At 59.3% G+C, this 26,990-nt stretch carries 29 protein-coding genes; 13 read left to right on the top strand and 16 right to left on the bottom strand.

The window, feature by feature from the left end; genetic code table 11:
* Positions 1 to 680: 680 nt before the first annotated feature.
* Entirely contained in the window at positions 681 to 1,583 is a 903-nt protein-coding gene (locus AC0X69_RS10390; protein WP_482607407.1) for a 3-hydroxybutyryl-CoA dehydrogenase, read from the bottom strand.
* The gene (locus AC0X69_RS10385; protein ID WP_482607406.1) at positions 1,580 to 2,464 is read right to left on the bottom strand and encodes a spermidine synthase family protein; all 885 of its coding nucleotides are present in this window, start codon (positions 2,462 to 2,464) and stop codon (positions 1,580 to 1,582) included. The genes AC0X69_RS10390 and AC0X69_RS10385 overlap by 4 nt, the downstream gene beginning before the upstream one ends.
* Positions 2,465 to 3,667: 1,203 nt before the next feature.
* Here AC0X69_RS10385 and AC0X69_RS10380 point away from each other — a divergent pair.
* Entirely contained in the window at positions 3,668 to 5,152 is a 1,485-nt protein-coding gene (locus AC0X69_RS10380; RefSeq protein WP_482613359.1) for a SulP family inorganic anion transporter, read from the top strand.
* Positions 5,153 to 5,420: 268 nt separating this feature from the next.
* Here AC0X69_RS10380 and groL read toward each other — a convergent pair whose 3' ends face one another.
* Entirely contained in the window at positions 5,421 to 7,028 is a 1,608-nt protein-coding gene (gene groL / locus AC0X69_RS10375; RefSeq protein ID WP_482607405.1) for a chaperonin GroEL, read from the bottom strand.
* Positions 7,029 to 7,546: 518 nt separating this feature from the next.
* Positions 7,547 to 7,702, bottom strand: coding sequence for a hypothetical protein (locus AC0X69_RS10370; protein ID WP_482613358.1), 156 nt, complete (start codon positions 7,700 to 7,702; stop codon positions 7,547 to 7,549).
* Between AC0X69_RS10370 and AC0X69_RS10365 the strand changes: the two genes are divergently transcribed.
* Positions 7,640 to 7,810, top strand: a complete 171-nt coding sequence (locus AC0X69_RS10365) for a hypothetical protein (protein WP_482613457.1) — start codon at positions 7,640 to 7,642, stop codon at positions 7,808 to 7,810. The genes AC0X69_RS10370 and AC0X69_RS10365 overlap by 63 nt on opposite strands.
* A gap of 217 nt (positions 7,811 to 8,027) precedes the next feature.
* On the top strand, positions 8,028 to 8,483 hold the full coding sequence (locus AC0X69_RS10360) for a pyridoxamine 5'-phosphate oxidase family protein (protein WP_482607403.1): 456 nt from the start codon (positions 8,028 to 8,030) through the stop codon (positions 8,481 to 8,483).
* Here AC0X69_RS10360 and AC0X69_RS10355 read toward each other — a convergent pair.
* The 3 genes from AC0X69_RS10355 to AC0X69_RS10345 form a co-directional block, all read right to left on the bottom strand.
* Positions 8,480 to 8,944, bottom strand: a complete 465-nt coding sequence (locus AC0X69_RS10355; RefSeq protein WP_482607402.1) for a DUF6789 family protein — start codon at positions 8,942 to 8,944, stop codon at positions 8,480 to 8,482. The genes AC0X69_RS10360 and AC0X69_RS10355 overlap by 4 nt on opposite strands.
* Positions 8,945 to 9,312: 368 nt before the next feature.
* On the bottom strand, positions 9,313 to 9,900 hold the full coding sequence (locus AC0X69_RS10350; RefSeq protein WP_482607401.1) for a TlpA family protein disulfide reductase: 588 nt from the start codon (positions 9,898 to 9,900) through the stop codon (positions 9,313 to 9,315).
* Between the two features lie 173 nt (positions 9,901 to 10,073).
* A complete protein-coding gene (locus tag AC0X69_RS10345) occupies positions 10,074 to 11,885 on the bottom strand; it encodes an FMN-binding glutamate synthase family protein (RefSeq protein ID WP_482607400.1) in 1,812 nt (603 codons plus the stop codon).
* 406 nt (positions 11,886 to 12,291) lie between these two features.
* Here AC0X69_RS10345 and mtnP point away from each other — a divergent pair, with 406 nt between their 5' ends.
* From mtnP to AC0X69_RS10320, 5 genes are all read left to right on the top strand, one after another.
* Complete coding sequence (gene mtnP / locus AC0X69_RS10340) at positions 12,292 to 13,179, top strand: S-methyl-5'-thioadenosine phosphorylase (RefSeq protein WP_482607399.1); 888 nt, start codon at positions 12,292 to 12,294, stop codon at positions 13,177 to 13,179.
* A gap of 150 nt (positions 13,180 to 13,329) precedes the next feature.
* Positions 13,330 to 13,590, top strand: coding sequence for a BufA2 family periplasmic bufferin-type metallophore (gene bufA2, locus AC0X69_RS10335; protein ID WP_256032881.1), 261 nt, complete (start codon positions 13,330 to 13,332; stop codon positions 13,588 to 13,590).
* A gap of 74 nt (positions 13,591 to 13,664) precedes the next feature.
* A complete protein-coding gene (gene bufB, locus AC0X69_RS10330; protein WP_256032882.1) occupies positions 13,665 to 14,510 on the top strand; it encodes an MNIO family bufferin maturase in 846 nt (281 codons plus the stop codon).
* Positions 14,507 to 15,286 carry an HvfC/BufC family peptide modification chaperone gene (locus tag AC0X69_RS10325; protein ID WP_482607398.1) on the top strand — a complete coding sequence of 260 codons (780 nt, stop codon included), beginning with the start codon at positions 14,507 to 14,509 and terminating at the stop codon, positions 15,284 to 15,286. The genes bufB and AC0X69_RS10325 overlap by 4 nt, the downstream gene beginning before the upstream one ends.
* Positions 15,287 to 15,316: 30 nt before the next feature.
* Entirely contained in the window at positions 15,317 to 16,111 is a 795-nt protein-coding gene (locus tag AC0X69_RS10320; RefSeq protein WP_482607396.1) for a C40 family peptidase, read from the top strand.
* On the opposite strand, the gene AC0X69_RS10315 is transcribed toward AC0X69_RS10320, so the two are convergent.
* The gene (locus tag AC0X69_RS10315; RefSeq protein ID WP_482613357.1) at positions 16,098 to 16,889 is read right to left on the bottom strand and encodes a TIGR04282 family arsenosugar biosynthesis glycosyltransferase; all 792 of its coding nucleotides are present in this window, start codon (positions 16,887 to 16,889) and stop codon (positions 16,098 to 16,100) included. The genes AC0X69_RS10320 and AC0X69_RS10315 overlap by 14 nt on opposite strands.
* Positions 16,890 to 17,111: 222 nt before the next feature.
* Between AC0X69_RS10315 and AC0X69_RS10310 the strand changes: the two genes are divergently transcribed.
* Genes AC0X69_RS10310 through AC0X69_RS10300 form a run of 3 tightly spaced genes read left to right on the top strand, consistent with a single transcriptional unit; the run spans position 17,112 to position 19,806 of the window.
* Positions 17,112 to 17,717 (top strand): rhodanese-like domain-containing protein, encoded by a 606-nt coding sequence (locus tag AC0X69_RS10310; protein WP_482607394.1) that lies wholly within the window; start codon positions 17,112 to 17,114, stop codon positions 17,715 to 17,717.
* Positions 17,717 to 19,102 carry an MptA/MptB family glycosyltransferase gene (locus AC0X69_RS10305; protein ID WP_482607393.1) on the top strand — a complete coding sequence of 462 codons (1,386 nt, stop codon included), beginning with the start codon at positions 17,717 to 17,719 and terminating at the stop codon, positions 19,100 to 19,102. Before AC0X69_RS10310 ends, AC0X69_RS10305 begins: the two co-directional genes overlap by 1 nt.
* Complete coding sequence (locus AC0X69_RS10300; protein WP_482607391.1) at positions 19,099 to 19,806, top strand: glycosyltransferase family 2 protein; 708 nt, start codon at positions 19,099 to 19,101, stop codon at positions 19,804 to 19,806. Before AC0X69_RS10305 ends, AC0X69_RS10300 begins: the two co-directional genes overlap by 4 nt.
* A gap of 31 nt (positions 19,807 to 19,837) precedes the next feature.
* On the opposite strand, the gene AC0X69_RS10295 is transcribed toward AC0X69_RS10300, so the two are convergent.
* The 8 genes from AC0X69_RS10295 to AC0X69_RS10260 are packed head-to-tail and all read right to left on the bottom strand — an operon-like array spanning position 19,838 to position 26,062.
* A complete protein-coding gene (locus tag AC0X69_RS10295; protein ID WP_482607389.1) occupies positions 19,838 to 20,701 on the bottom strand; it encodes a phosphate ABC transporter ATP-binding protein in 864 nt (287 codons plus the stop codon).
* Entirely contained in the window at positions 20,698 to 21,585 is an 888-nt protein-coding gene (gene pstA, locus AC0X69_RS10290; protein ID WP_482607387.1) for a phosphate ABC transporter permease PstA, read from the bottom strand. Before pstA ends, AC0X69_RS10295 begins: the two co-directional genes overlap by 4 nt.
* Positions 21,578 to 22,456 (bottom strand): phosphate ABC transporter permease subunit PstC, encoded by an 879-nt coding sequence (pstC, locus tag AC0X69_RS10285; RefSeq protein ID WP_482607385.1) that lies wholly within the window; start codon positions 22,454 to 22,456, stop codon positions 21,578 to 21,580. Before pstC ends, pstA begins: the two co-directional genes overlap by 8 nt.
* Positions 22,413 to 23,225: a phosphate ABC transporter substrate-binding protein gene (locus AC0X69_RS10280; RefSeq protein ID WP_482607383.1), complete on the bottom strand. Its 813-nt coding sequence runs from the start codon at positions 23,223 to 23,225 to the stop codon at positions 22,413 to 22,415. The genes pstC and AC0X69_RS10280 overlap by 44 nt, the downstream gene beginning before the upstream one ends.
* Before the next feature lie 38 nt (positions 23,226 to 23,263).
* Complete coding sequence (locus AC0X69_RS10275) at positions 23,264 to 24,316, bottom strand: methyltransferase domain-containing protein (protein ID WP_482607381.1); 1,053 nt, start codon at positions 24,314 to 24,316, stop codon at positions 23,264 to 23,266.
* Between the two features lie 45 nt (positions 24,317 to 24,361).
* A complete protein-coding gene (locus tag AC0X69_RS10270) occupies positions 24,362 to 25,048 on the bottom strand; it encodes an NrsF family protein (protein WP_482607379.1) in 687 nt (228 codons plus the stop codon).
* On the bottom strand, positions 25,045 to 25,629 hold the full coding sequence (locus AC0X69_RS10265; protein WP_482607378.1) for a sigma-70 family RNA polymerase sigma factor: 585 nt from the start codon (positions 25,627 to 25,629) through the stop codon (positions 25,045 to 25,047). Before AC0X69_RS10265 ends, AC0X69_RS10270 begins: the two co-directional genes overlap by 4 nt.
* A gap of 37 nt (positions 25,630 to 25,666) precedes the next feature.
* The gene (locus AC0X69_RS10260) at positions 25,667 to 26,062 is read right to left on the bottom strand and encodes a winged helix-turn-helix transcriptional regulator (RefSeq protein ID WP_256032907.1); all 396 of its coding nucleotides are present in this window, start codon (positions 26,060 to 26,062) and stop codon (positions 25,667 to 25,669) included.
* 114 nt (positions 26,063 to 26,176) lie between these two features.
* Here AC0X69_RS10260 and AC0X69_RS10255 point away from each other — a divergent pair, with 114 nt between their 5' ends.
* Positions 26,177 to 26,392 (top strand): tautomerase family protein, encoded by a 216-nt coding sequence (locus AC0X69_RS10255; RefSeq protein WP_256032908.1) that lies wholly within the window; start codon positions 26,177 to 26,179, stop codon positions 26,390 to 26,392.
* A gap of 16 nt (positions 26,393 to 26,408) precedes the next feature.
* The gene (locus tag AC0X69_RS10250; protein WP_482607377.1) at positions 26,409 to 26,984 is read left to right on the top strand and encodes a carboxymuconolactone decarboxylase family protein; all 576 of its coding nucleotides are present in this window, start codon (positions 26,409 to 26,411) and stop codon (positions 26,982 to 26,984) included.
* The last annotated feature ends 6 nt before the right edge of the window (positions 26,985 to 26,990 follow it).

Genomic DNA, 26,990 nt, shown 5'->3' with positions numbered 1-26,990 from the left:
GTTCAAAGCCTCGCCAATTGCGGGCTCCGAAGAGTAGGAAGAGAGCGCGGATCGGACTGAATCTACGCGCCAAACGAATTCACGTAATGCGGTCAACGCTGTCCGGGCGCTCGCTCGTTCTTCCGGTGACGCCTCGATGACTTGACATGCCAATTGGAACAGTGCGCCCGTAGCGGTCAGGTGAACGCCACTTGGACCTGCAGCTCGTATGTCGGCGACTAATATTCGCAGCAATCGGACTGCATCAGCAACTTCGCGCTCGCGAATAAACTTGGTTGCCTGCAATCGATCTCGACCTGAATTGAGCACTCCACCACTCGCTTTACAATGGCGTCCGCCACCACTCCAGCTGAGGAGCAGCGCCACAACGCCCGCCCGAAATCGGCGGCGCATGGCCTCGGTTTTTGTCAGCCTAATGGCCTGACAAACAGAGCAGCGTCAGCACGGTGTGTTCGGATTGGCTCGACCAAAATTGAAGAACCACTTCTTAAATATAGGAGTTCCTAGGCATTGTGAAGGCCGAAGTGCGAATAAGATTTTCAAAGGTTGTCGCTCGGAAAGAGACCAGGCTGGCGTATCGTTCCAAAGGCGTAAGTTCGGCGCCTCAGCTCCAGTTTCGCGCCCGGATCTGCGGAGATGGAGTTTTCTCGTGCGCCGATGACCACCAATAGCCTTCTCGCTCACCGAGTCGGAACCACAATATTACCTCGGTAGTCGTAGAACCCGCGCTTCGTCTTCCGGCCGAGCCAGCCCGCCGCGACGTACTTCACCAGCAGCGGGCAGGGACGGTATTTGGTGTCCGCGAGCCCTTCGTGGAGCGCCTGCATGAGCGAGAGGCATGTGTCGAGACCAAGGAAGTCAGCGAGCTCGAGCGGCCCCATCGGATGGTTGGCTCCGAGCTGCATCGCAGTGTCGATCGCATTGACCGATCCAACACCTTCATAAAGTACATAGACCGCCTCGTTGATCATCGAAACCAGAGTGCGGTTGACGATGAAGGCCGGGAAATCGGCTGCCGCTACCGCGGTCTTGCCGAGGAGGCCGACGAACTGGTTGGCAACCGCAAAGGTTATATCTTCCGTTGCAATGCCCCGAACGAGCTCCACGAGCTGAATCGCTGGCGCAGGGTTCATGAAATGCATGCCAATAAAACGCTCTGGCCGGTCCGTTGCGGCGGCGAGACGCGTAATCGAGATCGAGGAGCTATTGGTGGCGATAATCGTATCCGGCTTAAGCGCCGGGCAAAGGGCCACGAATATTTCGCGCTTGACCGTTTCGTCCTCCGTCGCGGTCTCGATAACGAGGTCACAGGGAGCGAGATGTTCGTACGCCGTCGCGGGCGTGATGAGGCTCAGCTCTGTTCGTCTGTCCTCATCAGACAGGCTCCCCTTAGAGACCAGCTCCGTCAACATTTCGCTGATGGCGGTGAACCCGACGTTGGTCAATTCCTCGTTGAGATCGCGTAGTCGCACGTTGAGGCCCGCGCGTGCGCAGACGTGAGCAATGCCCTTGCCCATCTGGCCGATGCCGATGACGCCAACGGTTCTGATCGTGCTCGGCTCCGCTAACATTGAATCTGTCATGTCCGATCGACCTCCCTGCTCGCGGAAGCATCGCTGCGAATTCCATCGGTGTTATGAGATTTCGCAACATAGACGGTGTTCTCAGCCTCACGACCAGGGTGACGCGGATCATGAAATCCGACGACCTCGGCGCGCGCGGACGCGAAAATCTCGGCCAAGGTCGCACAGAACGCCTCATCGGGCGGCTCATTGGACCACAATGCGAAAACGCCTCCAGGAAACAGGTGCGCAGCAATACGACGCAGGCCATCGGCCTGATAAAGGGCGGCATGACTTGGGTGCAACAGGTCATCGATCGAATGGTCAATGTCGACAAGAATCGCGTGGAAACGGCGCTGGGGAGCCCGGGGATCAAATCCATCATGTGAAGCTACGAGCGCAAAGAAATCGCCTTGCAAAAATCGGCAGCGAGGTTCATCGGCGAGTCGCTTGCCCAGCGGCAATAACCCTCGCTCGTGCCATTCTATAACCGGCGCGAGGGCTTCAACCACGAGCAGGGATCGGACCCGGGCGTCCGACAATGCCGCTTGCGCCGTGCAGCCGAGACCGAGCCCGCCCACGACGACATCAAGGTCTTCCTCCGTCGTCTCTGCTAGTGCGAACTGAGCGAGCGCGATCTCGGCCACTGTGAACAGGCTCGACATAAGGAACGCCTCGCCGAGCTTAATCTCAAAAATCTCGTCACTGTTGGGCGCGGCCCTACGTCGCCGCAGGCTCAAAGAGCCGATCGAAGTGATACAGTAGTCGAGCTCTTCGAACATGACGCTCATGCCGATGCCGTCCTCTTGCTTTAGCGCGCATATAGAAGCGGCAAGCTCATGCGCATGAATTGAAGAAGGGCCAAGGCCGCCGAGCTGCAGGGGCGAGACCTCGAACAACATTTCGACGAAACAGTCGTTGTCGAAGGCGACAGATCGCTTCTCTGCGCCTCAAAAAGCGTTGAGGCGCAGAATGACAGTGGCGATTCTGATGATGAAAGTCTTCCGCGGCGCCAAAGCCGACGGACGTCGAAGGCGCTACGGCGGAGCCAAGTCTTGCGCGTAAGATGCCGTCGAGGTCCCGTGCATAATAATTATGTAGCACAAGCGCCAACGACCCTCAACAAAACTCCCAATGTGATTGAATAATGGCTGCACGAACAGGAGATTAGCGCGGCGCTGTATAAACGAAGCACCGGCTTAAGCTGTCAGTCGGCGGTCAAATTTGACCAGCGCGTCCATAGGTTCGATCCTCCCGACAAAGCTTGCCCGAATTTTGTCGTCGGCTCCTCATGGCGCCGAGCCTGTTCACTTTGTCCCCGACGCAGCCGGCCGTGATAGCCCGACCACGACACATCCAGCGCTTAGCATAGCCATGCTACCGCCAGATGCTCCGGCGCTTCGCGATGAAGGCGCGCCTCATTTCGCCTCTCGCCGAAAGAAGGCCGCGCCTTTTTGGGATCTCGCGCCCGTCCGCAGCCTGGCGACTTCGCGAAGGAGCTTCGCCATTCCTTGCGTAGTTTATGGGAGTTGCTCCGAGGATCAGAAGCGTTCTGAGTTGCGGATTGCCGCGCTTCGAGATAGATCCGAGTCGCGTCCTTGCGCTCATTCGAGCCGAAGCCGAAGCTCTGATCCTGGCTGTCGAGCGGGTGATCACATTCTATGAAGCGGGACGGTCCGTGTTTTGGCGGACCTAATTGCAGCGTCGAGACTCGCGGCATTCAAGCTTCCAGCGTTCCGTCGACGCCGGCGCGTCGAGTCAAGGCTGATGGGATTTAACGCCCCGCTCTTGCTACGGACGTTACAGACGTCTTGCTGTCCAGCGTCCGACACATCGCCGAGCGGCATCGCTTACAAGCTCAGCCACATAACGTGCTGAAAACATCGGCATACAGCAAACACTTTGATGCTGCATCGCAGCATCGCCGTGCTATAGTGCCGGGAATGATCCTTGTCGCTGCAGCGCCCCGCCTTCGCCGACTGACTCCGCCTTAGAGCGTGGCTGTCTGATCTAAGCGCGGCTCCCCCTTTAACGAGGCTGTCGAGTAAAGCCTAAACTTCACCTGCTGCCGTTACAAGCGGCAGGCAATGAAAGCTATTGTTCAGATGAACCTTGTCCATCTACGGAGCGAGTGGGCTCCCAACATAATCCGTGAGATCCTCGCCGGAACAGTTGTCGCGTTGGCTCTCATTCCTGAAGCGATCGCCTTTTCCATTATCGCCGGCGTTGATCCCAAGGTCGGCCTCTACGCCTCGTTCTGCATCGCAGTCGTCACGGCCTTTGCGGGCGGCCGGCCCGCGATGATTTCTGCCGCCACAGGCGCGATGGCGCTGTTGATGATTCCGCTCGTGAAAGATCACGGGGTCGGGTTCCTCTTCGCTGCAACAATCCTGACGGGCGTTTTCCAGATCGCGGCAGGGATGCTGAGACTGGGCAATCTGATGAGGTTTGTCTCGCGCTCGGTGGTCACCGGATTCGTCAACGCACTGGCGATTCTGATTTTCCTGGCGCAAATGCCAGAGCTGCTGGGCCAAGGCATGACCGTGTACATCATGGTCGCCGCTGGCCTCGGCATTATCTATGGGCTGCCCTATCTGACGAAAGCCGTGCCATCTCCGTTGGTCTGCATCGTGGCGATGACGGCGGTGTCTATGTATTTCGGTCTTGGCATACATAAAGTCGGCGACATGGGCGCGCTGCCAAGTGATTTGCCATGGTTCGCCCTGCCGCAGGTGCCTTTCACCCTTGAAACGATGAAAATCATTCTTCCGTATGCGTTGACGCTAGCGATGGTTGGGCTGCTAGAAAGTCTGATGACGGCGGCGATCATCGATGAGATGACCGATACAACATCGAACAAGAATCGTGAGTGCGCCGGTCAGGGCGTCGCCAACATAACCTCTGGATTTCTGGGCGGAATGGCGGGCTGCGCGATGATTGGCCAGTCCGTAATCAACGTGTCCTCCGGCGGCCGGGGACGGCTGTCTACGTTATGGGCTGGCGCGTTTCTGTTGTTCTTGATCGTGGCGCTTGGCCCCTATGTGGTTCAAATCCCGATGGCGGCTTTGGTGGCGGTGATGATCATGGTTTCGATCAACACGTTTCAGTGGCAGTCCATGCGTACGCTGCTGACCCACCCCAAGAGGTCAAGTTTTGTCATGCTAGGCACTGTCGTCGTGGTTGTCGTTACGCATGATCTGGCGAAGGGCGTAATCTTCGGCGTTATCCTGAGCGGTTTGTTTTTTGCGCACAAAGTCACCCAGTTTTTCAAGGTCTCATCCTCGCGCGACGAAACTCGCGCCGTGCGCACTTATCAAGTTACCGGCCAAATCTTCTTTGCAACCGCGGAGGCCTTTCACTCGGCTTTCGATTTCCGTGAGGAAGATTTGAAAGGCGTGGTGATTGATCTGCACGCGTCGCATTTTTGGGACATTACCAGCATCAACGCCTTGGATCGCGTCGTTCTCAAGTTCCGCCATCATGATATTCCGGTGGAGATCATCGGCATGAATGAGGCCACGGCGACCATGGTCGAGAATCTTGGGACACACCATAAGCCCGGGGCCGTTCTCGCAGGGCCGGGGCACTAAAACTGCCCCGGCATTGCCGGATGCTACTTTGTTTGAGCACGCAGGCGAAGTGGGCTCTTCGTGTTGCGCACAATAGCGCGCTTCGGCTTCGGCAGGCAAAGACTTGCAACGGCGTCTGGGTATCAACGATGACTCCGCAGTAGCCGCGATCCACGGTCTGGATGCCGAGAGCCTCGTGTGAGCGTGTGGGTAACGCCCATTGCGGCGGCTGCATTTTTCCTCGGTCACTTCGCATGCTGACTTCCCATTAGCGCGCTCGCCTCCAATGTCACGCACGGGCTTGATGGCTGTGCTGGTCCCCGCGCCGCGCGATCATCGCCGAGGTAGTTGTTATCAGGCCTCCGATGGAGCCGGCACATCGCAATGCTGCGCGTAGGACGCGCGTCGCATCAACGATTCCGGCGTCGTACATGTCAGTGAATTGGCCCGAGCGGGCATCCAAACCGACTCCGCTCTCTCGACGATCAAGCAGCTTGCCCACGATGAACGAGCCTGCCAGGCCCGCGTTGTCAGCGATCTGTCGCGTGGGCGCTTGCAAGGCGCGTCGCACAGCCTCAAACCCGATCTTTTGTTCGTGATTGAGCGGCTTCAGACCATCCAGCGCCGTGATCGATGCAATTAGACTGGCGCCTCCGCCAGGAACGATGCCGTCCGCCACGGCTGCTTTCACGGCATTGACGGCGTCTTCGATACGATCTTTTCTTTCCTTTACCTCTGCTTCGCTCATTCCCCCGATCCGTATGACCGCCACGCCTCCCGATAGGGCCGCGAGGCGTTCGAGCAGCTTCTCCCGATCGTAGTCGGAGGTCGCCAGTTCTATCTCATGCCGGATTTGAACGCATCGCTCGTCGAGCTTATCCTTTCGATGGCCAGCGCCGACCACAATCGTCTTGTCTTTGGCGATGCGAACGCGTCGAGCCCGGCCGAGACGGTCAGGGGCGAAATGTTCAAGCGTGAGACCGAGTTCGTCTCGCACAACAGTCGTATCCACGAGCGTTGCGAGATCATCGAGCATGGCCTGCCGACGATCTCCGAAACCCGGAGCCTTGACTGCCGCCACTTTTAGGTCAGCTCTGAGTTTATTGAGAACGAGCGTGGCAAGCGCTTCGCCCTCGATGTCGTCGGCTACGATCACCAAGGGGGCAGAACTCTGCGCTACGGCCTCTAATATCGGCAGGAGAGGCTGCAGAGCTGTGAGCTTTCCTTCATGCAAAAGAACGCGAGCATTTTCGAATTCGCAGATCATTCTTTCCGCGTCAGTGACGAAATGAGGAGACAAATATCCGCGATCGAACTGCATTCCTTCGACAACCTCGAGTTCGGTCTCGGTTGTCTGCCCCTCCTCTATGGCAATGGCGCCGTCCCGACCTATTCTTTCGATCGCGTCGGCTAACATTTCAGCCACTTGCGCATCGCCATTGGAAGCAACGAGCCCAACCTGGATGAGCGCATCCCTCGTTTTCACCGGTCGGCTGATCTGGACGATCCGCGAATCAACAGCGTCGATCGCCATGTCAATTCCGCGCTTGACGTCCATCGGATTGAGGCCGACCGAGACCGCCTTGACGCCTTCCTCGGCGATCGCATGAGCGAGCACAATGGCTGTCGTCGTGCCGTCGCCTGCTTCCGCGTTCACGCGTTCCGCCAGTTCACGAAGCAGCGATGCGCCCATGTTTTCAAACCGATCATCAAGCTCGATTTCCCTGGCGACGGTCGCGCCATCTTTTGTCGAGCGTGGCGGGCCGCCGGCTTTCTCCAACACGACGTTGCGGCCGCAGGGCCCCATTGTGACCTTGACCGCATCAGCGAGCACATTAATGCCGCGCAACAACCGGCGATGTGCGTCTTCCTCGAATAAAATTTCCTTCGCAGTCAATTCGGGACTCCTAATCTCGAGGAGTATTTGTCGGACGCTCTTTGCGAGCGCGACGATCACGCATGCAGACGCAAAGAAACGTCGCCCCCGTGGAACATCCGCGGGCGCATGCGGTAAGGAGAAATCTATTTGCCGGCTAAGGCGTTAAGCGCGCCATGTGTCCCCCTTTTCATCCAATTGACGCGAGGGGCGGGACGAACTCAAAATGGTTCGTTGAGCCTGAAAGGTTAGGCGAATACCCCGAAGCCAGCCGTAGGGACGAGCGCTTCCGCTCGTCGGAATCGGCGGCGCGAAGACTTCCGGGGCCTCATAGCCCAAGGATACCCAACTCTCGCGTCGAATTGGCGTTGCAGGGCGGCTCGCAACCGAACGTTCTTCGAAGCCAAGCCCAAGTGGGAGGGGCGCGAGCCGGGGGCGAGCAAGCAACTGCTTTAACACGCGAGTTATAGCACTCCCAACCGCTTTGTGTAGGGCCTATTTTTCGCCGCAACCACGCGCAAGTGATCAGCTTCTGTTTTTTAAGAGCGACTCCGACAACCGCTCCCTTCAAGCGCCGCCGAAATCGTCGCGCCAATCGCATCCGCGGCGCGTCGGATCGGATCAGCGTCGAGATGCGCATAACGCTGGGTCGTCGCCGCCTGCGTATGACCAAGGAGCTTGCCGACGACTGGCAGTCCGAGGCCAGCGCCGGCTCCTACACGGGCGAACGAGTGACGAAGGTCATGAATGCGAACGCCGGGGAAGTGAGGCAGCATCTGTCACTGCACCCCAAGCCCTCTTAAGATCTGCACGCGGGCGATCAGGATCGGCGCCTGGTATGACGCATTCTCCCATCCGCTCCAGAGACCGTAAGACGGCCACCGCTGGCGCGTTAAGCGTGATCGTCTTTCTGCCTGTCTTGGAGTCGGGTACGCGCGGATGGAGGGAGCGCGGGAGGCCAGGAACCATCATCTGAGCGAGGCGGAGGCCCAATTCATTGGCGCCCGAGATTCGTTCTACATGGCGACGGTCAGCGAAACCGGTTGGCCCTACATCCAGCATCGCGGCGGGCCGACGGGATTCGTGCGCGTGCTGGACGAGACCACGATCGGTTTCGCGGATTTCCGCGGCAACCGGCAATATATCAGTCTCGGCAATCTCGCGAACGATGATCGCGTGTCGCTGTTCTTCATGGATTATCCGAATAAGACTCGGCTGAAGCTCTTCGGGCGCGCGAAGATCATCGGTCTCGACGACGAGGCGACCTTGTCTCGACTCGAAACGTCGGATTACCGCGCCCGCGTCGAGCGCGGCTTCCTGGTCAAGGTAGAGGGATTCGACTGGAACTGTCCGCAGCACATCGTCGAGCGTTACACGCTCGATGAAGTGGGCGCGATAACGGCGCCGCTCGCCGCGCGCATCGCCGAACTCGAGGCGGAGCTAGCCCAGGCGGCCGGCGCTCCAAGCTCAATCTAGGTTCGCCTCGAAAATTGAAGATGCGGCGCCGGTTCAGGCCGCTCCAGCCCATAAACGCCGCCGAGCACCGCCCCGAAAATTATGTGAAGCACGAAAGTCATAAAGGGGGCCATGGCGCCAAAGTTGATCCCAAAGAAACCTGCGCCGGCCATTGGCATCAGCAAGACCATCATCAGGATCCACGCGCCAATCCCAAAAACGATTCCTTTAAGCCAGTGGCTGTTTCCAGGAAGGTGGGGATCGAGCCATGCAAACAGACCTCCCCACAAGATCGCGCCAATCGCAAAGTGAACGAGCCACCCCGCGATCGGCGATGGCGCGGCCATCATTCCCGTTAGTATCGCCACGATGTCGAACTCAGGCATGAGGCCCATCATCGATTTCATGACCATCAAGATCGATAGAACTACGGTCGCCACAAACCCAGCGACCATTCCCTTTGTGATGTTTCTGCCTGTCATCGCAACCTCCACAGTTCCCGGCCCGACGGACTTGACTCAGCAACACTTTCCGCAGGCCACGGTTCCACCCCCATCTTTTTCCCAACTCCTGGCCCGGCCGATCACGTCGAGGGCAGTAATCCGACGTTTTCTTTAGCTTGGGTCAGGTAGCTAAGGTTCCACCAAGTACGGGTGCGCCGTCGCATACAATTTTATCGCCAAATGTTCGCCAAGCGCGGCAGGAGCGGTAGCGGCGCGGTACACGGCATAACGCGCGAATAGCTCCGCATGCGGCGAAAAGCGATAGCGTTGGCGTCATGTGTGCGCAGCGATGGCAGGCGGATCGTACGGTCGCTCCTGGCGCCCATGTGCGAGAGATAGGACAAAAGTCAGTGATCGATGAAATGTTCTAGGAACGTGATCGCCTCGGGAGAGAGCCAGTCAACTTCACCAGTGATGTAACCTACGACCGAGCCTCTTCGATCAATCACATAGGTGATCGGCATTCCGTAAAGAGGAAACGGCGCGCCGGTTTCGTGATTGGCGCGCTCGGCGACCCGTCCGTCCGGATCCAGGTAAATGCGCAGGCGCTTGACGTTCAACCTGTCGAGAAATCGTTCGAGCGGCGGTCTGCCGGCTCTGTCAACTGAGATAGCGGCGATTTCCAGCTTCCTCGGAAAAGTCCTCTGCAATCGCTCAAGCGTCGGCAACTCTCTCCGGCACGGCGGACACCACGTCGCCCAGAAGCTCAATAAAACGACCTTCCCCTGTGACGCGCTGAGCGGAACGAGTTTGCCGTCGAGCCGGTCCAACACGATTTTAGGAGCCGGCGCCCGCGGTTGCAGCTCAATAAACTGGCTACCGTTCGTTTGTAGAGTTGGCGGCGAATCTGTTTGTGCCTGAGCAGCAAATGTCCATGCGCTCGCCAAAACGCAAACTGAGAGCGTGCGACACGCTTGCATGAAGCCGCCATTCAATGGAAAAATGCCGAATAGAAGGTTGTGGCAACTTCGATCGCCGCAGATTCTTTTTGCAGACCTGCATCGGGCGCTGGCGATCGGCCGGAAGGACGGGCTAGAGCAAGCTCTATTTTCATATCGTCGAACGATTCCGTTTAAACGGAAAGCGCGTAAGAGCAGCGGCAACGGCATCACACTCGCACAACATTGTCTGAGACCCCGTTTGGACGACCTGGCTCGCCGCGAGAATCCCAAAGCTGCAGATCGACTTCCGTCAGGCGCCGGCGTGGCCGCCACTCCTTTGGGTCCGCCTCATCCAAGTGGAGCCGCCAACCGTCCGGCGGCTCCGTTGTCAGGAGACTGCCGTCCTTGAGGTAAGGGAAAATCTGATCATATCGGCGTATGGCATCGTGACTGACTCGACGGTAAATATGTGTGCGATCCAGCTCCGAGCTATGGCGCAGACCTGCAGAGGCAATGATTTCGGTCGTAGCGTGGACAGTTCTGCGGTGATATCGGACAACTCGAAGTCGCTTGTCCGCGATCACTAGTCCCCGGTAGAGCCTGGGATCTTGGGTGGCGACGCCAGTGGGGCAACGGTTGCTGTTGCATGTGAGCGACTGCACACAACCGAGGGCCAGCATCATACCCCGGGCGCTGTTGCACAAATCCGCCCCCAAAGCCAGATTCTTGACTAGGTGAAAACCCGTCAGAATTTTGCCCGAGGCGATGATGCGGATGTCCTGGCGAAGACTAAAGCCGGTCAGGCAATCATCGACGAAAGCTATCGCCTCTCGCAAGGGCATACCGACCGAGTTGACGTATTCGAGCGGCGCTGCGCCGGTGCCGCCCTCGCCGCCGTCAACTGTGATGAAGTCGGGCAGGATGCCGCTGCGAGTTATCGCTTTACAAATGGCGACAAAATCACTTTCTCGACCTATCGACAGTTTAATTCCCACGGGCTTCCCGCCGGAAAGTTCGCGCAAGCGGCGGACATACTCAAGCAAACCGAGCGGTCCGAAAAAGGCGCTGTGGACAGGTGGCGAATCTATCTGCGTGGCCACAGGCACGCCCCGTATTACAGCGATTTCAGGCGTATTCTTTTCAGCGGGGAGAATCCCGCCGTGACCCGGCTTGGCGCCTTGCGAAAGCTTGATTTCGATCATCTTCACGCTGGGGAGTTTCGCCTTTTCAGCAAAGGCCGTGGGCGAAAACTTGCCTGATTCGTCTCGGCAGCCGAAATAGCCAGTGCCTATCTGCCACACCAGGTCGCCGCCTGGCCTCAGATGATAAGGGCTAATGCCACCCTCTCCCGTGTTATGGAAAAAATTGCCGTCTTTCGCTGCCGCGTTCAGCGCCAATATCGCGTTTCGACTCAGCGCTCCGAAGCTCATCGCGGAAATGTTGAAGATGCTTGCGGAGTACGGCTGGCGGCACTCTGGTCCACCTACCATTACGCGAATGTCAGCATTCAGCGTTTTCGTGTCGATGGCTTCGAGAGAGTGCCCCATCCACTCATAACCCGCCCGGTAGGTATCGATCTGTGTTCCGAACGGAACCGCTTCCAGCGTCCCCTTGGCGCGCTGGTAAACAATGCTACGAAACATACGATTGATGGGAGCTCCATCTGTATCAGATTCGATTAGATACTGGCGGATGAAGGGACGTATCCACTCCATCACCCAGCGACCGCGTCCGAACAATGGATAGTTGCGCCTGAGACTGTGACGAGTCTGGCGCCTATCGTAGAGCCCGATCCCGATGAGAGGCAGGATTATTGCAAATGATACGAGCGCTGGCGGCCAGAACCAGGCGAGCAGCGCCGTTAGCAATGGCGTTGCGATAGCAAAAGCGGTGAACGAACTATGCACTACATGACCTTTATTCTTTTGAGCTTCAGCGAGCTCAGATAGCGAGACCGCGAACAGGGCGCTCGCGCTCGCACGGTCGTAGCCCACATGCCTAAAAAGCTTCCCGAGCGCGATGAGGCGCTTCTTGTTCATCTTCGCCGCGACCACGCCCGGAAAGCAGCTCTCAAGACACTCGGTACGGTGGGCCAGATGATCTCGGGAGCCGACATATCTTTCGATGAAGGAGGCAAATAGGTTACGGCAGGTCCACTGTCGGGCAGTCAAACTGCGGGCGATCGACTGTTTTTGGAAAGGGGAGCGGCTTATCGCTCATTTGAGTCTTCGGCCGTTCGACGCTGTTCACACGATACGAATTCATTTTCGCTGTAAAGCGCCGCGAGGTTACATCCGAGGCACGAGTAGTTGCGCGGAGCGCCAAACGCGCGCCCCTGGCGTGTCTCGACGCATAGCTCGCGCGTTTCTGTCGCTACATTGTTGATGAACGGCCCGAAGGCGTCATGCTACAACAATCATGGATCGCCCCACTGAGGAGAGGATTTTGACGCGCTGGACATTGGGAATAATAGGTGGATCTGGCCTGTACGAATTCGAAGGCCTGATGGATCGCCGCTGGGTCAAGGTCGACAGCCCATGGGGCGAACCTTCCGATGAATTGCTCTTTGGCGTGGTAGAAGAGACTCGTTTGGTTTTTCTGCCGCGGCATGGGCGTGGTCACCGACTTCCGCCCAGCGCCATAAACTCGCGCGCCAACATCGACGCCCTAAAACGGGCTGGCTGCACAGACATCTTGTCGGTCTCGGCTGTGGGGTCGCTGCAGGAGGAGTTGGCGCCAGGCATGTTCGCCACCGTCGGTCAGTACGTCGATCGAACGGAAAATAGAGCGAGATCGTTTTTTGACGCAGGCTTCGTCGCGCATGTCTCCATGGCTGACCCAGTTTGCCCTCGCCTGTCCAGCTACGCCAAGGACGCCGCTCGCCAAGTTGGCCTGAGACTGATCGAAAGCGTGACCTATCTTGCAATGGAAGGACCGCAGTTTTCAACGCGCGCGGAAAGCCGGCTGTATCGAAGCTGGGCTTGCGATGTCATTGGGATGACCGCGATGCCGGAGGCTCGACTCGCCCGGGAGGCGGAGCTTCCTTACGCCAATCTTTGCATGATCACGGATTATGACTGTTGGCGCGAAGACAGCGCCGAGGTGGACGTTGCGAGCATTTTGGCGGTGATGCGCGCGAACGTGGGAGGCGCCCAACGTCTGATCGTCGAACTCGCGAAGCGCCTCCGCAATCCCCGGGCGCCTTCGCCGATCGACAGCTGCCTGGATTCCGTTGTCATCAGCGATCCATCGGTGTGGGATCCAAGCCTCCTATCGAAATTGGACGCCATTTGTGGTCGTCGCCTGAAGAAAGCCCGAGAGCCCACTAGCTAGCTACGAGCCGGCGCCCGATTAATTGCGTGCAACTCCAACGGATACATTCTCTGTAACTTTAGGCGCACTCCGCGCGAAACATGTTTCGTGAGGCTCGTGAGGGGTCCTCATCGCTGTTCGCCAGTTGAGCGAACCAATAGGGAGATTGACATGAAGGTCAGTATCGTTTCGGGCTCGACTCTCGCCGCCGCGGCGATTGCGCTGGCGCTTAGCGGCGCGGCCTCGACGCCAGCTGCCGCGAAAAAGGGCATGAAATCCGTTCATTGCGTGGGCCTCAACGCCTGCAAGGGCCAGGGCGCCTGTCAGACAGCGAGTAGCGGTTGCAAGGGCCAGAATGCGTGCAAAGGCCAGGGCTGGCTCCCTGCAAAATCGAAGGGCGCCTGCGAGGCGCAGGGCGGCACTGTCGGCTGATCAGTTAAGACCATCGGGCGGACATCGCGTCCGCCCGCCTTCGCTGCTGGCCAATTACGTCTGAGTCATTCGCCATGAACAAGCCTATGCCCCTGGGCTTTGGTCTCGGTCTGCGGCCCGTCTATTACCGAGAGCTTCTCGAAAGCCGGCCGAATGTGGACTGGCTAGAGATCATCACGGAAAATTATCTTGTTCCGGGAGGCCGGCCGGTCGCCATGCTCGAACGCATTCGAGCCGACTATCCGATTGTCATGCATGGCGTGTCGATGTCTCTGGCGTCCACCGATCCGCTCGATTTCGATTATCTCAAAGCCCTCAAGAAACTCGCTGATCGTATCGAGCCCCGTTGGATTTCCGATCATCTCTGCTGGACGGGCGTCCATGGCGTGAACATGCACGATCTACTTCCCGTTCCTTACACTTTCGAGGCGTTGCAACACGTTGTAGACCGGATAAGCCGCGTGCAGGATTTTCTCGGACGAAGGATCGCGATCGAGAACGCATCCACCTACGTGACGTTCCATGAATCCGAGATGGACGAATGGACCTTTGTCCGAGAGATGGCGAAGCGCGCCGACTGCTGGCTGCTTGTCGACGTAAACAATATTTACGTCTCTGCGTTCAATCATGGCTTCGATGAACGCCAATTTGTCGATTCAATTCCAGCAGAGCGTGTGGTGCAACTACACCTCGCGGGCCATTCGGACGCTGCAACGCATAAGATCGACACGCATGATCAGCCAATTTGCGCTGACGTGTGGAAGCTTTACGAACAGGTTTGCCGCCAATTCGGCGAGGTCTCGACGATGATCGAGCGCGACGACAACTTTCCGCCATTCCATGAACTGGTCGCCGAACTCGAACGTGCAAGGTCGGTATACGCCGCCGTCGTCCACTCACGAGAGGAGACGACTGCATGACGCTCGCCGAGCTGCAAGAAAGATTTCAGGCCGGGATATTGAGCGAAGAAGCGATCGCGCCGCGTTTCGTCGCGAATTCGAAAAAGACGAACGCGGAAGCGCTCTTTGCCGTCTACCATAACGCTTACCGACTTCGCCTCGCAGAGTTTCTCTCGAACGACTACCCGGTTCTGCGAAATTATCTTGAGGACGAGGAATTCGGATCTCTCGTCGAGGCGTATATTTCAGCGGCGCCGTCGCGCGTTCGAAACGCGCGCTGGTACGGAGCGCGACTCCCCGAATTCATGAGAACGCATGCGCGTTTGGAAAACGACATACAAGCGATCGACCTCGCGCGCTTCGAGCGTGCGCTCGCCGATGCGTTCGACGCAGCCGACGGTCCACGCCTCTCTATCGACGTGCTAGCCGCTGTTTCTGCGGAAGGCTGGCCATCGATTTCTTTCAAATTCCACCCCAGTTACGAACTCTTAGATCTCGCGATCGGAACGGCGACGCTATATGAGGCGGTGCGTGACGGGCAGGAGCTGCCACTCATCGATGACGGGGAAGAGCACGTCCTGTTTTGGCGTAGCAGCGATCATCAGTCGTCTTATCGTCTCGTCTCATTCGACGAGCGGCTTGCCCTGATTGAAGCTTCGGCGGGAAAGTCGGTTGCCGAGATCTGTTCGCTTCTCCAATTCCAGGGGTCGGGTGAGAACGTCGCTGCCCGAGCCGGGGAGTTCCTCACGCAGTGGTTCGCGGCAGGGATCATATCCTGTCTGGCGCTCGATGACTGATCCGCCATGTTTCGCGCCGAGCCGCTTGCGATGAGAAAGATTGTCGGTTGGTTCGGCGAAGGACTAGCGCGCTTACTGACGACCCCAACGCATGTTCATAGCTCCGGACCGGTAACGAGCCCGACGCGGCTGCTGGCGTGCCTGCGTCCAGCCGATGTTTTGCTCGTAGAAGGGAACAGCCGAGTCAGCGCAGCAGTAAAATATTTGACGCAGTCCCCGTGGTCGCATGCGGCGCTGTATGTCGGGTCGCACGTCACGCAGACCGCCACTGAAAGCGATCACTGCTTCGTCGAAGTCGACTTGGTGGACGGCGTTCGTACCGTCGGGATTAGCGAATTTGAGAATGTCCAGACCCGTATTTGCCGGCCAATAGGGCTCGACGAAGTCGAACGCCGCAAGGTGACGTCCTATGTCATTGAGCGTTTGGGCAATCACTATGATCTTCGCAACATCATCGATCTTGCGCGTTATCTGTTGCCGAACCCGCCGGTTCCGCAGCGGTTCCGTCGTCGCATGATCGCCTTGGGCAGCGGCGATCCTACGCGGGCCATTTGCTCCACGTTGATTGCGCAAGCGTTTCAGTCGATCCGCTATCCGATTCTGCCGATCGTGAATGCTCGGGATATGAGCGCGCCCGATTGTCCGGGATGCATTGAAGAGATCCTCACCATTCGCCACCACGGGCTGTTCACGCCGAGGGATTTCGATGTTTCTCCCTATTTTCAGATCGTCAAACCTCTCATCGATGGTGAATTCGACTTCCGCGCATTGCGCTGGGACGATGGCGCGTCGCCTGCGCACAACGCCGTTTTCAAGCATCCCTGACGTTAGTGTGTCGGCCAATTTCGCGTGCGCGCTTCGACCAACGATCTGATTCCAAATAAAATTCGCGGTTCTGGCTCCACATCTTGATCATGGCGCGGGTCGCGAGCGCGGGAGCAGCGTGCAGCTCACCAGAACGCCCATTCGCACCAACTCCAGAACTTTCGAAGCTTGGCGGTACGCCTGCGATTTCTTCGAGCAGGCGCGAAAAGTCGGCTGCGTCATCGACATCGTACCACATCGGAAGCTCGACGGTCGGGATATCCAATTCCCGCGCGCGGTCGCGCGTCACTCGCGCGACCTCATTCGTGCTCCAGGGGATGTCTCGAAACAGCTCCCAGTGAGCATGCTTGAGTCCGATCAAGTAATATCCGCCATCAAATGCCGGACCGAGAACGATGCAATCTTCATGGCGCCGGAGCGCATCCGACGCCATCGCTAGAATCTGCGGAGGAAGCGTCGGACTGTCAGAGTTAATGAGCATCGCGCCGCCGCGATGGCGTTCGAGGAGACTGGCGATTGCGCCATGGACGATTGACGAGAAGTCATCGCCGTGTTGCGGAACGAGACGAAATGAGCGGGGAAGCAACGCCGCGATCTCGGCGGCGGCGTCGATCGGGGCGTAAAGCCCGTAGCCCTGCAAGTTGTGGCTTGATTGGAGGGTCTCGATAATTTTCGCAACGTCGCGCAGGAAGCATTCAGAAAGCAAGGCTGCGAAATCCGCGCCGATCGTGCGACCCAGGCGAGTTTTCGCGTGACCGGGACGCGGCGCTTTGCACATAAGCCCAACAGCGATCGCCTCAGCTTGGGGCAGGGACCATATCGGCGGGGTCGCCTGAGGCATTTCAGCTCCTTCGCTCGGTTATGCGAGGCTATTCGCATTGGAGCACTCCGAAGTTACGGGGCTCTGCGCCTTCCATTTCGTCGGCTCTCGCCATGGTGAATGTAACTTTTCGTTTAGCGGCTCGAACTAGCTCTCGACTGTCCAACCGGATAAGGATGAATGGCGTCAAAGCAGGCAATCCAAAGTAGGGGGTGGCTCTGGAAATTCTCTAATTTCCTCCGGGCTCTTACGCTTGTCGGAATAGTCAGCGGCGTTACCTTTGTTGAACTTCGCTCTGTATCGATCCCAAATCCTGCATCGAAGAACGTCGCTTTGGCGGACGTAGAGCGCGCCGTTGCAGCAAAGTACAATGTTCCCAACATCGTAAGCGCTGAAGCATCTCGACTAATCGCGTCCGGGGACGCCGTTCTATTTGATGTTCGCGAGAGTCGCGAATTCGACGCGGGACACTTGCCGGGCGCGCTCCATGTTGATCCCGCCGAATCGGCAGATCGTTTCCTCGCCGAACATGCAGCGGAGCTGCGCGGGCGCGTCGCGATTTTTTATTGCTCCGTTGGCGTGCGCAGCTCAATCCTGGTGGAGCGCATCGCGCAGGCGGCCGCAGCGCGTGAATCCCTCGCGCTTTACAATCTCCGAGGAGGGATTTTCCGCTGGTTCAGCGAAGGGCGGCCTGTCGTCGATTTGACCGGGTCCGTCAATCGAATAGACCCGTACGACGAGTCATGGGGCAGATTGCTTCAGCGCGCCATGAAGGCGCGCGGTTGATGAGCATTTGGGTAGGCGCTCTGCTGGCGGCAAGCCAGATTGCGCTCGTCGTCCTGAGCCCTGGGCTAACCCATGCGGCGGCGAGGGATTTCGCCGACGTCGCGCCGCTCGTCGGGCTTCTGTCGGCGTCGGCGGCAGTCGGGCTCGTTTATATGCATAGTGTACGCGCGATACCCGCGAGGCTGAGTCGTGCGTCGCCTTTGTGGCCGATGGTTGGACTTGGCCTCGCCATGAGGCTCGTCTGGTTCGCGACGGCGCCGCCGCTCGAAGACGACTTTTACCGCTATCTTTGGGACGGAGCCTCCGTCGCCTCGGGTCGCAGCCCCTACGCGCTTTCGCCGGCACAGGCGGCGACAGGTCAGAACGTGACGCCGTCCTTCGACCAGCTGGCCGAGACCGGGCGCTCGACGCTCGAACGCATCAATTTCCCGGAATATACCTCGATCTATCCTGGCGCCGCGCAACTCGCCTTTGGCGCCGCGCACATTGTCGCGCCCTGGAGCGTCGACGGCCTTCGGCTCATTTTTGCGATCGCCGACGTTGCGACGCTCGGCGTCATGTTCCGGCTTCTGGACGAACTGAACCGACCGCGCATGCTGGCGGCGCTTTACTGGTGCAATCCTCTCGTTGTTTTTGCGGGCGCCGCGACCGTTCATGTCGATCTTCTGCTTGGCCCGCTGGTTCTCGGCGCGATGTTCGCCGCCTATCGCATGAGGTCCATTGCGTGCTCGGCGTTGCTCGCGCTGGCGGTCGGCGTCAAGATATGGCCCATACTTCTCGCGCCTCTCATCGCGCGCGCGCATCTCGATGGGCGGCGCTATCCAGTCATCGCCATTTTTGTCTTCACTATTGCCGCGGCAATTCTGCTGGCGCCGCTATTCGCCGCTTCCTTCTCGGATCGCTCGGGTCTCGCGGCCTATGCAGCGCACTGGCAAAACAACAATGCGCCCTTTACATGGCTGTGCAGGCTGTTCGACTGCGTCAGTGGCGACGATTCTCGCCGGACGGCAAAAACCTTGCGTTATCTTTCTGGCGGCTCCGCCGCGGCCGTCGCCGTCATCATCGCTATGCGTCCGATCGAGGATTTGCGTGACCTTCTCGGCCGCGCGCTCATCGTCGCCGCAACCGTTTTCTATCTGTCCCCGGCGCAATTCCCCTGGTATGCGCTGTGGTTCCTACCGCTCGCAGCCGCTGTACAGTGCTGGCCGCTGCTTCTGGCTTCCGTGACGCTTCCTGCATATTATCTGTTCTTTCCGATGGCGGCCATGGGCGAGCGCGCGCTGTTTCAGAATGGGGTCGCAATTTTGCACGCGGCGCCGGTCTGGGCTTGGCTTCTGTGGCGCCGAATTCATGACCAGAAGACGCACTGCGCGAGCCGCACATGAACAACGCCGTTGCGCCGGGCGATCTTTCCATCGGGGTCGTCATTCCGGTGAAGAACGAAGCCGCCGCTTTGCCGGTGGTGTTGTCTGCGATTCCCGATTGGGTGAAGATCGTTGTCGTCGCCGATGGCCAGTCGAGTGATGGTTCGGGCAAGATTGCGAGAGATCTGGGTGCGGTCGTCGTCACGGAGCCGCGCCACGGCTATGGACGCGCGTGTCTGACCGCGCTCTCGGTCATGCCATCCGTGGATGTGATCGTTTTCATGGACGGCGATGCAAGCGACGATCCGGCCGACATGTCGGCGCTCGTCGCGCCTATCGCCGATGGCGCTGCCGATCTTGTCCTCGGATCACGAACGCTGGGAAAAAGGCAAGCGGGCGCGTTGACGCCGCAGCAATTATTTGGAAATTGGCTTGCCTGCCTGCTGATGCGGTGGATCTGGGGCGCGCGTTATACGGATCTCGGACCTTTCCGCGCCATAAGGCGCGACGCCCTCAGCCGACTGGCGCTGACCGACGAGAATTACGGTTGGACGGTGGAGATGCAGGCGCGCGCAGCGAAACATGGCTTGCGCACGCTCGAAGTTCCGGTTCGCTATCGAAGACGCATCGGGGCGTCAAAGATTTCGGGCACGCTTAGGGGCGTCATCGGCGCCGGCGTCAAGATACTCTACGTCATCGGTCGGGAGGCCCTTCGGCAAGGGTAACTGTTTCGCTCGGCCTTCCGTAGCGCGCGCCTCAACCGCTTCGCCCGCCAACATAAGCCGCCGTCAGTTCATGGCGTGGCGAGTCAAAAATTCGCTGGCAATGATCAAATTCGATCAGCACGCCGGCGCGATCCTTCACCCAGAAGAAGCCGGCATAATTGGCGATGCGGCGCGCCTGGGCCAGATTATGAGTGGCGATGACAATCGTGTAGCTGCCTCGCAGACTCGCGATCAGATTTTCGACGATGGTCGAGGAAACGGGATCGAGCGCGCTGCACGGCTCGTCCATCAGCAGGACGTCCGGCTGCAGCGCGAGGGCGCGGGCGATACACAGACGCTGTTGTTGTCCGCCGGACAGCGCGAGCGCGGGGGCGTCGAGCCGATCCCTCACCTCCTCCCAAAGGCCAACGTCGACGAGCGACCGCCACACGGCCGCATCGAGATCGGCGCGGCGCCGAACGCCATGCTCCTTCAGCGGCATCTCAAGATTGCGTCGGATGGAGAGCGGAAACGGATTGGGCCGTTGGAAGATCATTCCCACGCGACGCCGCAGCGACCGGACATTTGCGAGCTGATCATGAATATTCTGGCCATCGAAAAGAATTCGTCCTTCGACTTCGCATCCCGGAATGAGATCGCTCAGCCGGTTGAGGCTCGACAGGAAGCTCGTCTTTCCGCAGCCTGAGGGACCAATCAGCGCTGTGACGCAACCGCGGAAGATATCGAGGCTCACCTCCTTGAGGGCCGCGCGTCCATCATACGCCAGCGTCAGATTCTCGACGCTAATCTGTGGCCTCGGCTCGCAGCAGGTAGGCCCGGCCGCCAGCGGGCCGAGGGTATAGGCGGCGCGGCCGGAGCCGGCTGTTGCGTCTTTGTCTGCAATGTACGCGATCATGCGCGGGCCACCCTTCGGCCGAATATTCTGTTTGAGAACCAAAATGCGAGACTGTTCGCGGCGATCAGGAAGGCGATCAAAACGAGCGCCGAGGCATAGGCGTTGGCGTCGCCGCCGCTGACATTCATCGTGAGATCGTAGATATGGACGGAAAGCGCTCGGCCGGAGTCGAAGAGAGATGACGGCATACGATCGACATAGCCACTTGTGAAAATGAGCGCCGCCGTTTCCGCCACCGCCCGGCCAATTCCAAGGCTCAGGCCGGTGGCGAGCGACGGCGCGGCGGCGGGCAGCAGGACATGCCAGAGAAGGGTCGCGCGTGAGAGATCAAGAGCGGCGGCGCCGAGACGCCACTCGATCGGCGAAGACCGCAGTCCTGATTCGATCGTACGGATCAGGATAGGAAGCGCCATGCACGCGAGGGTCATGCCACCCGAGAGAATCGAAAAACCGAGGCCCAGAAAGACGCAAAAGAATGTGCCGCCAAAGAGACCGAATACGATGGACGGCGTACCGGCGAGGACGTCCAGACTGAGACTCATCCAGCGCGCCAAGCGTCCGCCTGCGGGCGTGAATTCCGAAAGGAAAATTGCGGTGGCGACGCCGAGCGGCGCCGCGATCGACATCGCCACAAAGACAATCAGAAATGTCGAGACGAGGATGGGCGCAAGACCGCCATCGCGCCCCGCATTGCGCGGCGAAGTGGTGAGAAAGGTCCAGTCGAGGCGGCCCACGCCCTGCCGCGCCAGATCGGCGAGCAGCCAGAAAAATATCCCGGCGACAAGCAAGGCGGCGATGCAAATGCCGAAGCCATACAGCGCGTCACGCAGGGAGGACGTCGGCAGCATTGGCGACGCCGCCTGGGGCCTTGCAACCTCATTCATGACAGCGGTCCCCCAAAAGGCGCCAGGCTGCCGCCGCCAGTGCGATGACAAGAGCTGTGAGCATCAGTCCGGAAACGAACAGCGAGGCGCGGTGGCTTCCGGTCGCGTAAGCCATCTCCAGCGCAATATTGGCCGTCAGCGTGCGCACTGGGTCGAATAGGCTCAACGGCGCCTGCACGACATTGCCGCTGACCATGACGATCGCCATCGTTTCGCCGAGGGCGCGCGCCGCGGCAAGCAGAATGCCGGCGGCGACGCCGCCGCGCGCGGCGGGAAGCAGCACATGCGCCAGCGTCGCCTCGCGCGACAATCCCAGCGCCACAGCGCCCCGCCCATATGCATCGGGGAGGGAATCCAGCGCCGCCCCGCTCGTCAAAGCGATGGTCGGCGTAATCATCACTGTCAGGATCAGAATCCCGGCAAGCAGGCTGGCGCCGGGCGGCTCGAAGCGGCCGATTAGCGGGACGATGGCGGTCAACCCCCAAAGTCCGATGACGACAGATGGGACACCAGACAAGAGAGCCATCGACCAGCGATGAATCCATCCGATCGGGGGCGGCGCATAATGGCGGCAGAAAATCGCCGAGGCGACTCCGAGCGGCGTGGCGAGGATAACCGCGCCGACCGAAGCCGCAAGCGACGCCGACAGCATCGGGGCGAGGCCGAAGAGGCCCTCGGTCGGGCGCCACGCCGGGTCGAAGAGAAATCGCGCAGGACCAATCGTGGATAGCGCCGGCCACGATTCCTTCAGAAGGAAGCCGACGATCAACACGAATATGGCGGACGAGCCGAGTGCGGCCGTCGCCACCGCCGCGACAAGTCGCGTATCACGGCGCGACCGGGACGAAGAACTGCGATTCGACAATGTCATGAACGCTCCTCGATCGAGCGAAATCGATGAAACGTCGCGCAACCGCTCCGGGCTCTCCCTTGCTAACAAGATTGAGCGGGCGGGCGAGCGGAAAGGATCCGCTTCGAACATTCTCAATAGACGCCGCCACGCCACTCATCGGCAAGAGTCTGATGTGAGCGCCGTGATCCCCCTCATATTCCGCCGAACCGATCGACACATAGCCGATGGCGCCAGGACTGCCGGCCACCGTCTTTATGGCTTGCTGATTCTCGCCGATAATGACATGCGCTTTCACGTCGCCGCCCTTCAGCTTGAAATAGTGGAGGAACAGTTCGAGGGTCGACCGGCCCGCAGCCTTGTTGACGACCGTAATCCGTCCGGCTGCGCCGCCAGCTTTGCTCCAATCGGTGATTTTTCCCGTATAGATCGCGACAATCTGCTCGTCCGTCAGAGACCGGACCGAATTATTCGTATTCACGATGATCCCGACGCCGTCGCGCGCGATCGTAAAGAATTGCAGGTCCGTCTCGTCGGCGTTCGGCGCGCGCGACGCCATGCCGAGGTCCGCGAGGCCTGAGCGGGCGTCGGCGACGCCGCGAGAGGAACCGCCCGATTGCACGTCGACGCGGATGCTGGGGTTTTGCTCCTCGAAGCGCTTGCCGATCTCCGCCGCGAGCGGCGCCACGGTACTCGAGCCAGTCAGCACGAGCCGGTTGTCGGCCGCATGCCCGAGAGACGACGAGAAAAAAGCGATATAGACCGTGCAAACGCGGCCAATAGACGCCAACGCACGTCGGTCCTTTCCGCGAAACCAACAGACCGACATCAGCAGCAGTCGCCGAATTCGCCGCCGCGACTGGAGTCGGGGGAGAAGGGGATGTTCGTCCCACAGCCGGGAAACACGCCGTAATGATGGGAGAAATCGCCGATAAACTCGAAATGCGGCGCGAAGCGGCTTTCCTTCAGCATCCGCCAGCTATTGCCACAGACCGGGAAAATCCGCCCCTTTTCCATCGCGTGATGGCTGTCGAGCGAGAACACATGCGGCGCTTCCGGAACGCCGCCTTTGTAAATCACCGCCTGACCATAGTCCTCGCAGGCGGGCTCGAGCGCATCGATCTTAAACAGGCGATATGTCGCCGAATAGAAGCGCGCCGCGCCAATTTTTTCTTCGACTCCCGGGTCAGTGATCTCAAGTGGCCGGCTTGTCACGAGACGCGGATCGCCAAAGCCCGCGGACCTTCCCAGGGCGAGGAAATCCCCCCAATAGAGCGCTCCGCCGAGGCATTCGCCATACAGAACGGGATCCCCGCGCACCGCCTCATCAAGCCGCCGGTCGGCATAGACGTCGGCGAAATAAAATTCGCCCCCAGGCTTGAGCAGGTCGAAGACGCCCGCGAGGACCGCCGGCTTGTCGATCGACAGATTGACGACGCAATTGGATACGACGACGTCGAAGCTGCCCGGTTCCAGTCCGAGCGTATTGAGCGCCTCGATATATCCTCTGAGAAACCGCACGTTCAGCCGATCGAAGCCGAATTTCGACATATGCCAGTCGGCATGCGCCTCAGCGACCACAAGCTGCTCCGGCGTCATATCGACGCCAACGACCTCGCCCGACGGTCCGACGAGTTGGGCAAGCGCATAAACATCGCGACCCGATCCGCAACCAAGGTCCAGGACGCGGCGTCCCTGCAAAAGCTCCGGAACGACGAGGCCGCAGCCATAATATTTCGCCAGCACCTCGTCATGGACGTTCGACAGGAGCGCTTTGACGCGCTCCGGCATATTGTCCGGTGTGCAACACGCTTTGGTTTTGAGGTCCTGCGATCCCTGAAGGATCTTGCCGTAATAATCCTTAACGACCTGAATGTTCATGAGCGCGCCTTTTCAGCCGACCGTTACCCTTTCGGCGTAATCCCGTTAGCAGTGAGGTGTCGTTTGATTTTCGAGCGAACGCTTATCGACGGTTCGCCAATACAGGACATGCCGACCGAAGAGCGCAGCAAGTCCTGAGAGGACAAGGACCGAGCCGAACTGCCAGACGAGCACCATGACGCTCGATTCTTGCTGATGGAACAGGAGCATGCCGGCCGCGACCAGCGACGCCGCCGCGAGCGTCGCGAGCCCGGTCGTCAGGTAGGGCGCAATTGGCGCGCCTCGGCGAACCATAACCAGGATCAGGACTAGCGGCGCCGCGCTCGTCGCAACGATTTTCCAGAAGCAGCTAAATTCCTGCTGAATGGCGAGACCCTGAAATCCATGCAGCGTCCAATCGCGCCAGCAGCCTTCGCCAAGAGACGCTAGCCAGACGAGTAAAAACGGGAAAGGCGCCAGGCGCTCCCACAGCGGCCGGCCGGGGCAAGTCGAACAAAACGCGGCAGCAGCCGCCATCATCGACGTCAGAATGGCGGCCGAGAGCTCGATCAAGAAGCGCGGTTCCGCGATTCGAACTGAGAAGTCCCCACGCAACCCTATGACGAACACCAAACCCGCGGCATAGGCGAGAGAAAGCATAAACCACATCATTGCGCGCCACATGGGATGCGGCAAACGGCGGACAGGCTTGGCGCTTGCGGCGAGGCGACGAATAAGTTCTTCGGAATTCATTGCGTCTCTCTTTTCAACACTTCACGCATCGTCTTGAGCCCGCGATGCACGCTGACCTTCAACGACGCCACGCTCTTGCCAGTCACCGCGGAAGCCTCCAGGAGCGACAGACCTTGCACTTTCATCAGCTCCACCGCCTGGCGTTGTCCGTCTGGCAATTGCGCCAGGGCGCGCCGTATCGCCTCTTGATCATCGCTGATCTCCTGCTCGTTCTTCGCGTCGTCTCCCGAAAAGGTTTCGGGCATAATGTCGACTGTCGTTTCGTTGGCGTTGCGAGCTGTCCGGCGGCGCGCGGCGTCGATCGTCCGGCGCATCGCGATCGTCATAAGCCAGGGCATGAAAGGGCGTGCTGGGTCATAAGTGTGCCGGACCGTGTGGACCGACAGCAAAACCTCCTGGACGATGTCTTCCACGTCCGGCGCGCTTGGCCATCTGTAAGCGACGAATCTGCGAAGGACGGGAAGAATTTCAGAGAGAAGCGCAGCATAGGCGGCGTTGTCGCCGTCTTGAGCGGCGCGCATCAGTTGCCGCCAGCGTTCCTCGCGCTCCAACCTCGCGCGGTCGTCTCGGGGGGTAGACATGCCGTTTTGACCCTCGGCGCAGAAAGAAGAGCGGTGCTCAAGTGCTTGAGCGCAGGATTTTCTTTTCAGTCGAGCTTGAGGCGGGCTCCGGACTGGCCTCAGGCTGTTTTCGCTGTATGTGCGTTTGGCCCCACAGGTACAGCTCCCGCAGCAATGGCTCCAATGTCTTGCCGAGATCTGACAGGGAATATTCGACCTTGGGCGGCACCTCGGCGAAAACCTTGCGCAGGATCATGCCGTCGGCTTCGAGCTCGCGTAGCTGAAGGGTCAGCATTCTTTGCGTAACATTCGGCATAAGCCTGCGAAGTTCATTGAAGCGCCTTGTGCCGTCGAGAAGGCGAAACAGAATCGTCGCCTTCCATTTGCTTCCCATGACGTCCAGGGCGGCTTCGAGCGGGCAGCATGTGTAGGTCTCATGTCGCTGTTTTCTCATGCACGCTCCATCAGTATCAAAAATGACACTATCGATACTATTAGTGCCTACTTGTCCATTTTGCAAATACATGTGGATATCGCTCCATTCACGCTAAGCCAAAGGAGCAGCGGCATGCCACTCGTGAACATCAAGGGAATCAGCGGCTATCTGACGCCTGATCAGAAGAAGGAACTCATCTCGGGGGTGACGGAGGCCGTACTGGCCGTGGAAGGCGAGGGCCTGAGGGACGTGACGTGGGTCATCGTCGAGGACGTGGCCCCCGGCGCCTGGGGGGTCGGCGGCCAGCCCATGACGGACGCCGATCTTCGTCGTCTGGCGAATCGTTAGTCGGAGAGCGAACGCAATGAGCAACACCTATCGAATTAAAGACCTCCCCTTCCTCACCATCGAGACGGCGACGGGAAAAGCCCGGAGCCTGCTCGAATCCGCTAAGAGACAAATGGGGTTCACGCCAAAAATGTATGGCGCCATGGCCAATGAGCCGGCGCTATACGAAGCCTATTCCTCCGGCTATGCGGCCTTTCGTCAGGAATGCGGATTCACCCCCGTCGAGCAGGAGGTGATCTTTCTCGTCATCAGCCGCTGGAACGGGTGCCACTACTGCATGGCGGCGCACAGTTTCGTCGCCGACAAGATGTCGAAGGTTCCGCCCGAAGTGACGGACGCCATCCGCGACGGCCGGCCAATTCCCGACGCCAAGCTGCGGGCGCTCGCTGAGTTCACGCGGATCATGCTCGAAAAGCGCGGGCGTCCAAACGAAGCCGACGCACAGGCGTTCTTCTCCGCGGGATACAGCGAGAGAAATATTCTCGGAATCATCCTCGCCATCAGCGTCAAGACGATCAGCAATTATGCGAACCACGTCTTTCACACGCCGGTAGACGAGGCTTTCGCCACGCGCGTGTGGGAGATCGCGTAGAGGTCA

Source organism: Methylocystis sp. Uni0008 (assembly GCF_056838045.1).
The sequence above is the reverse complement of the archived record's forward strand: the minus strand, read 5'-3'. Positions and strand labels throughout refer to the sequence as shown.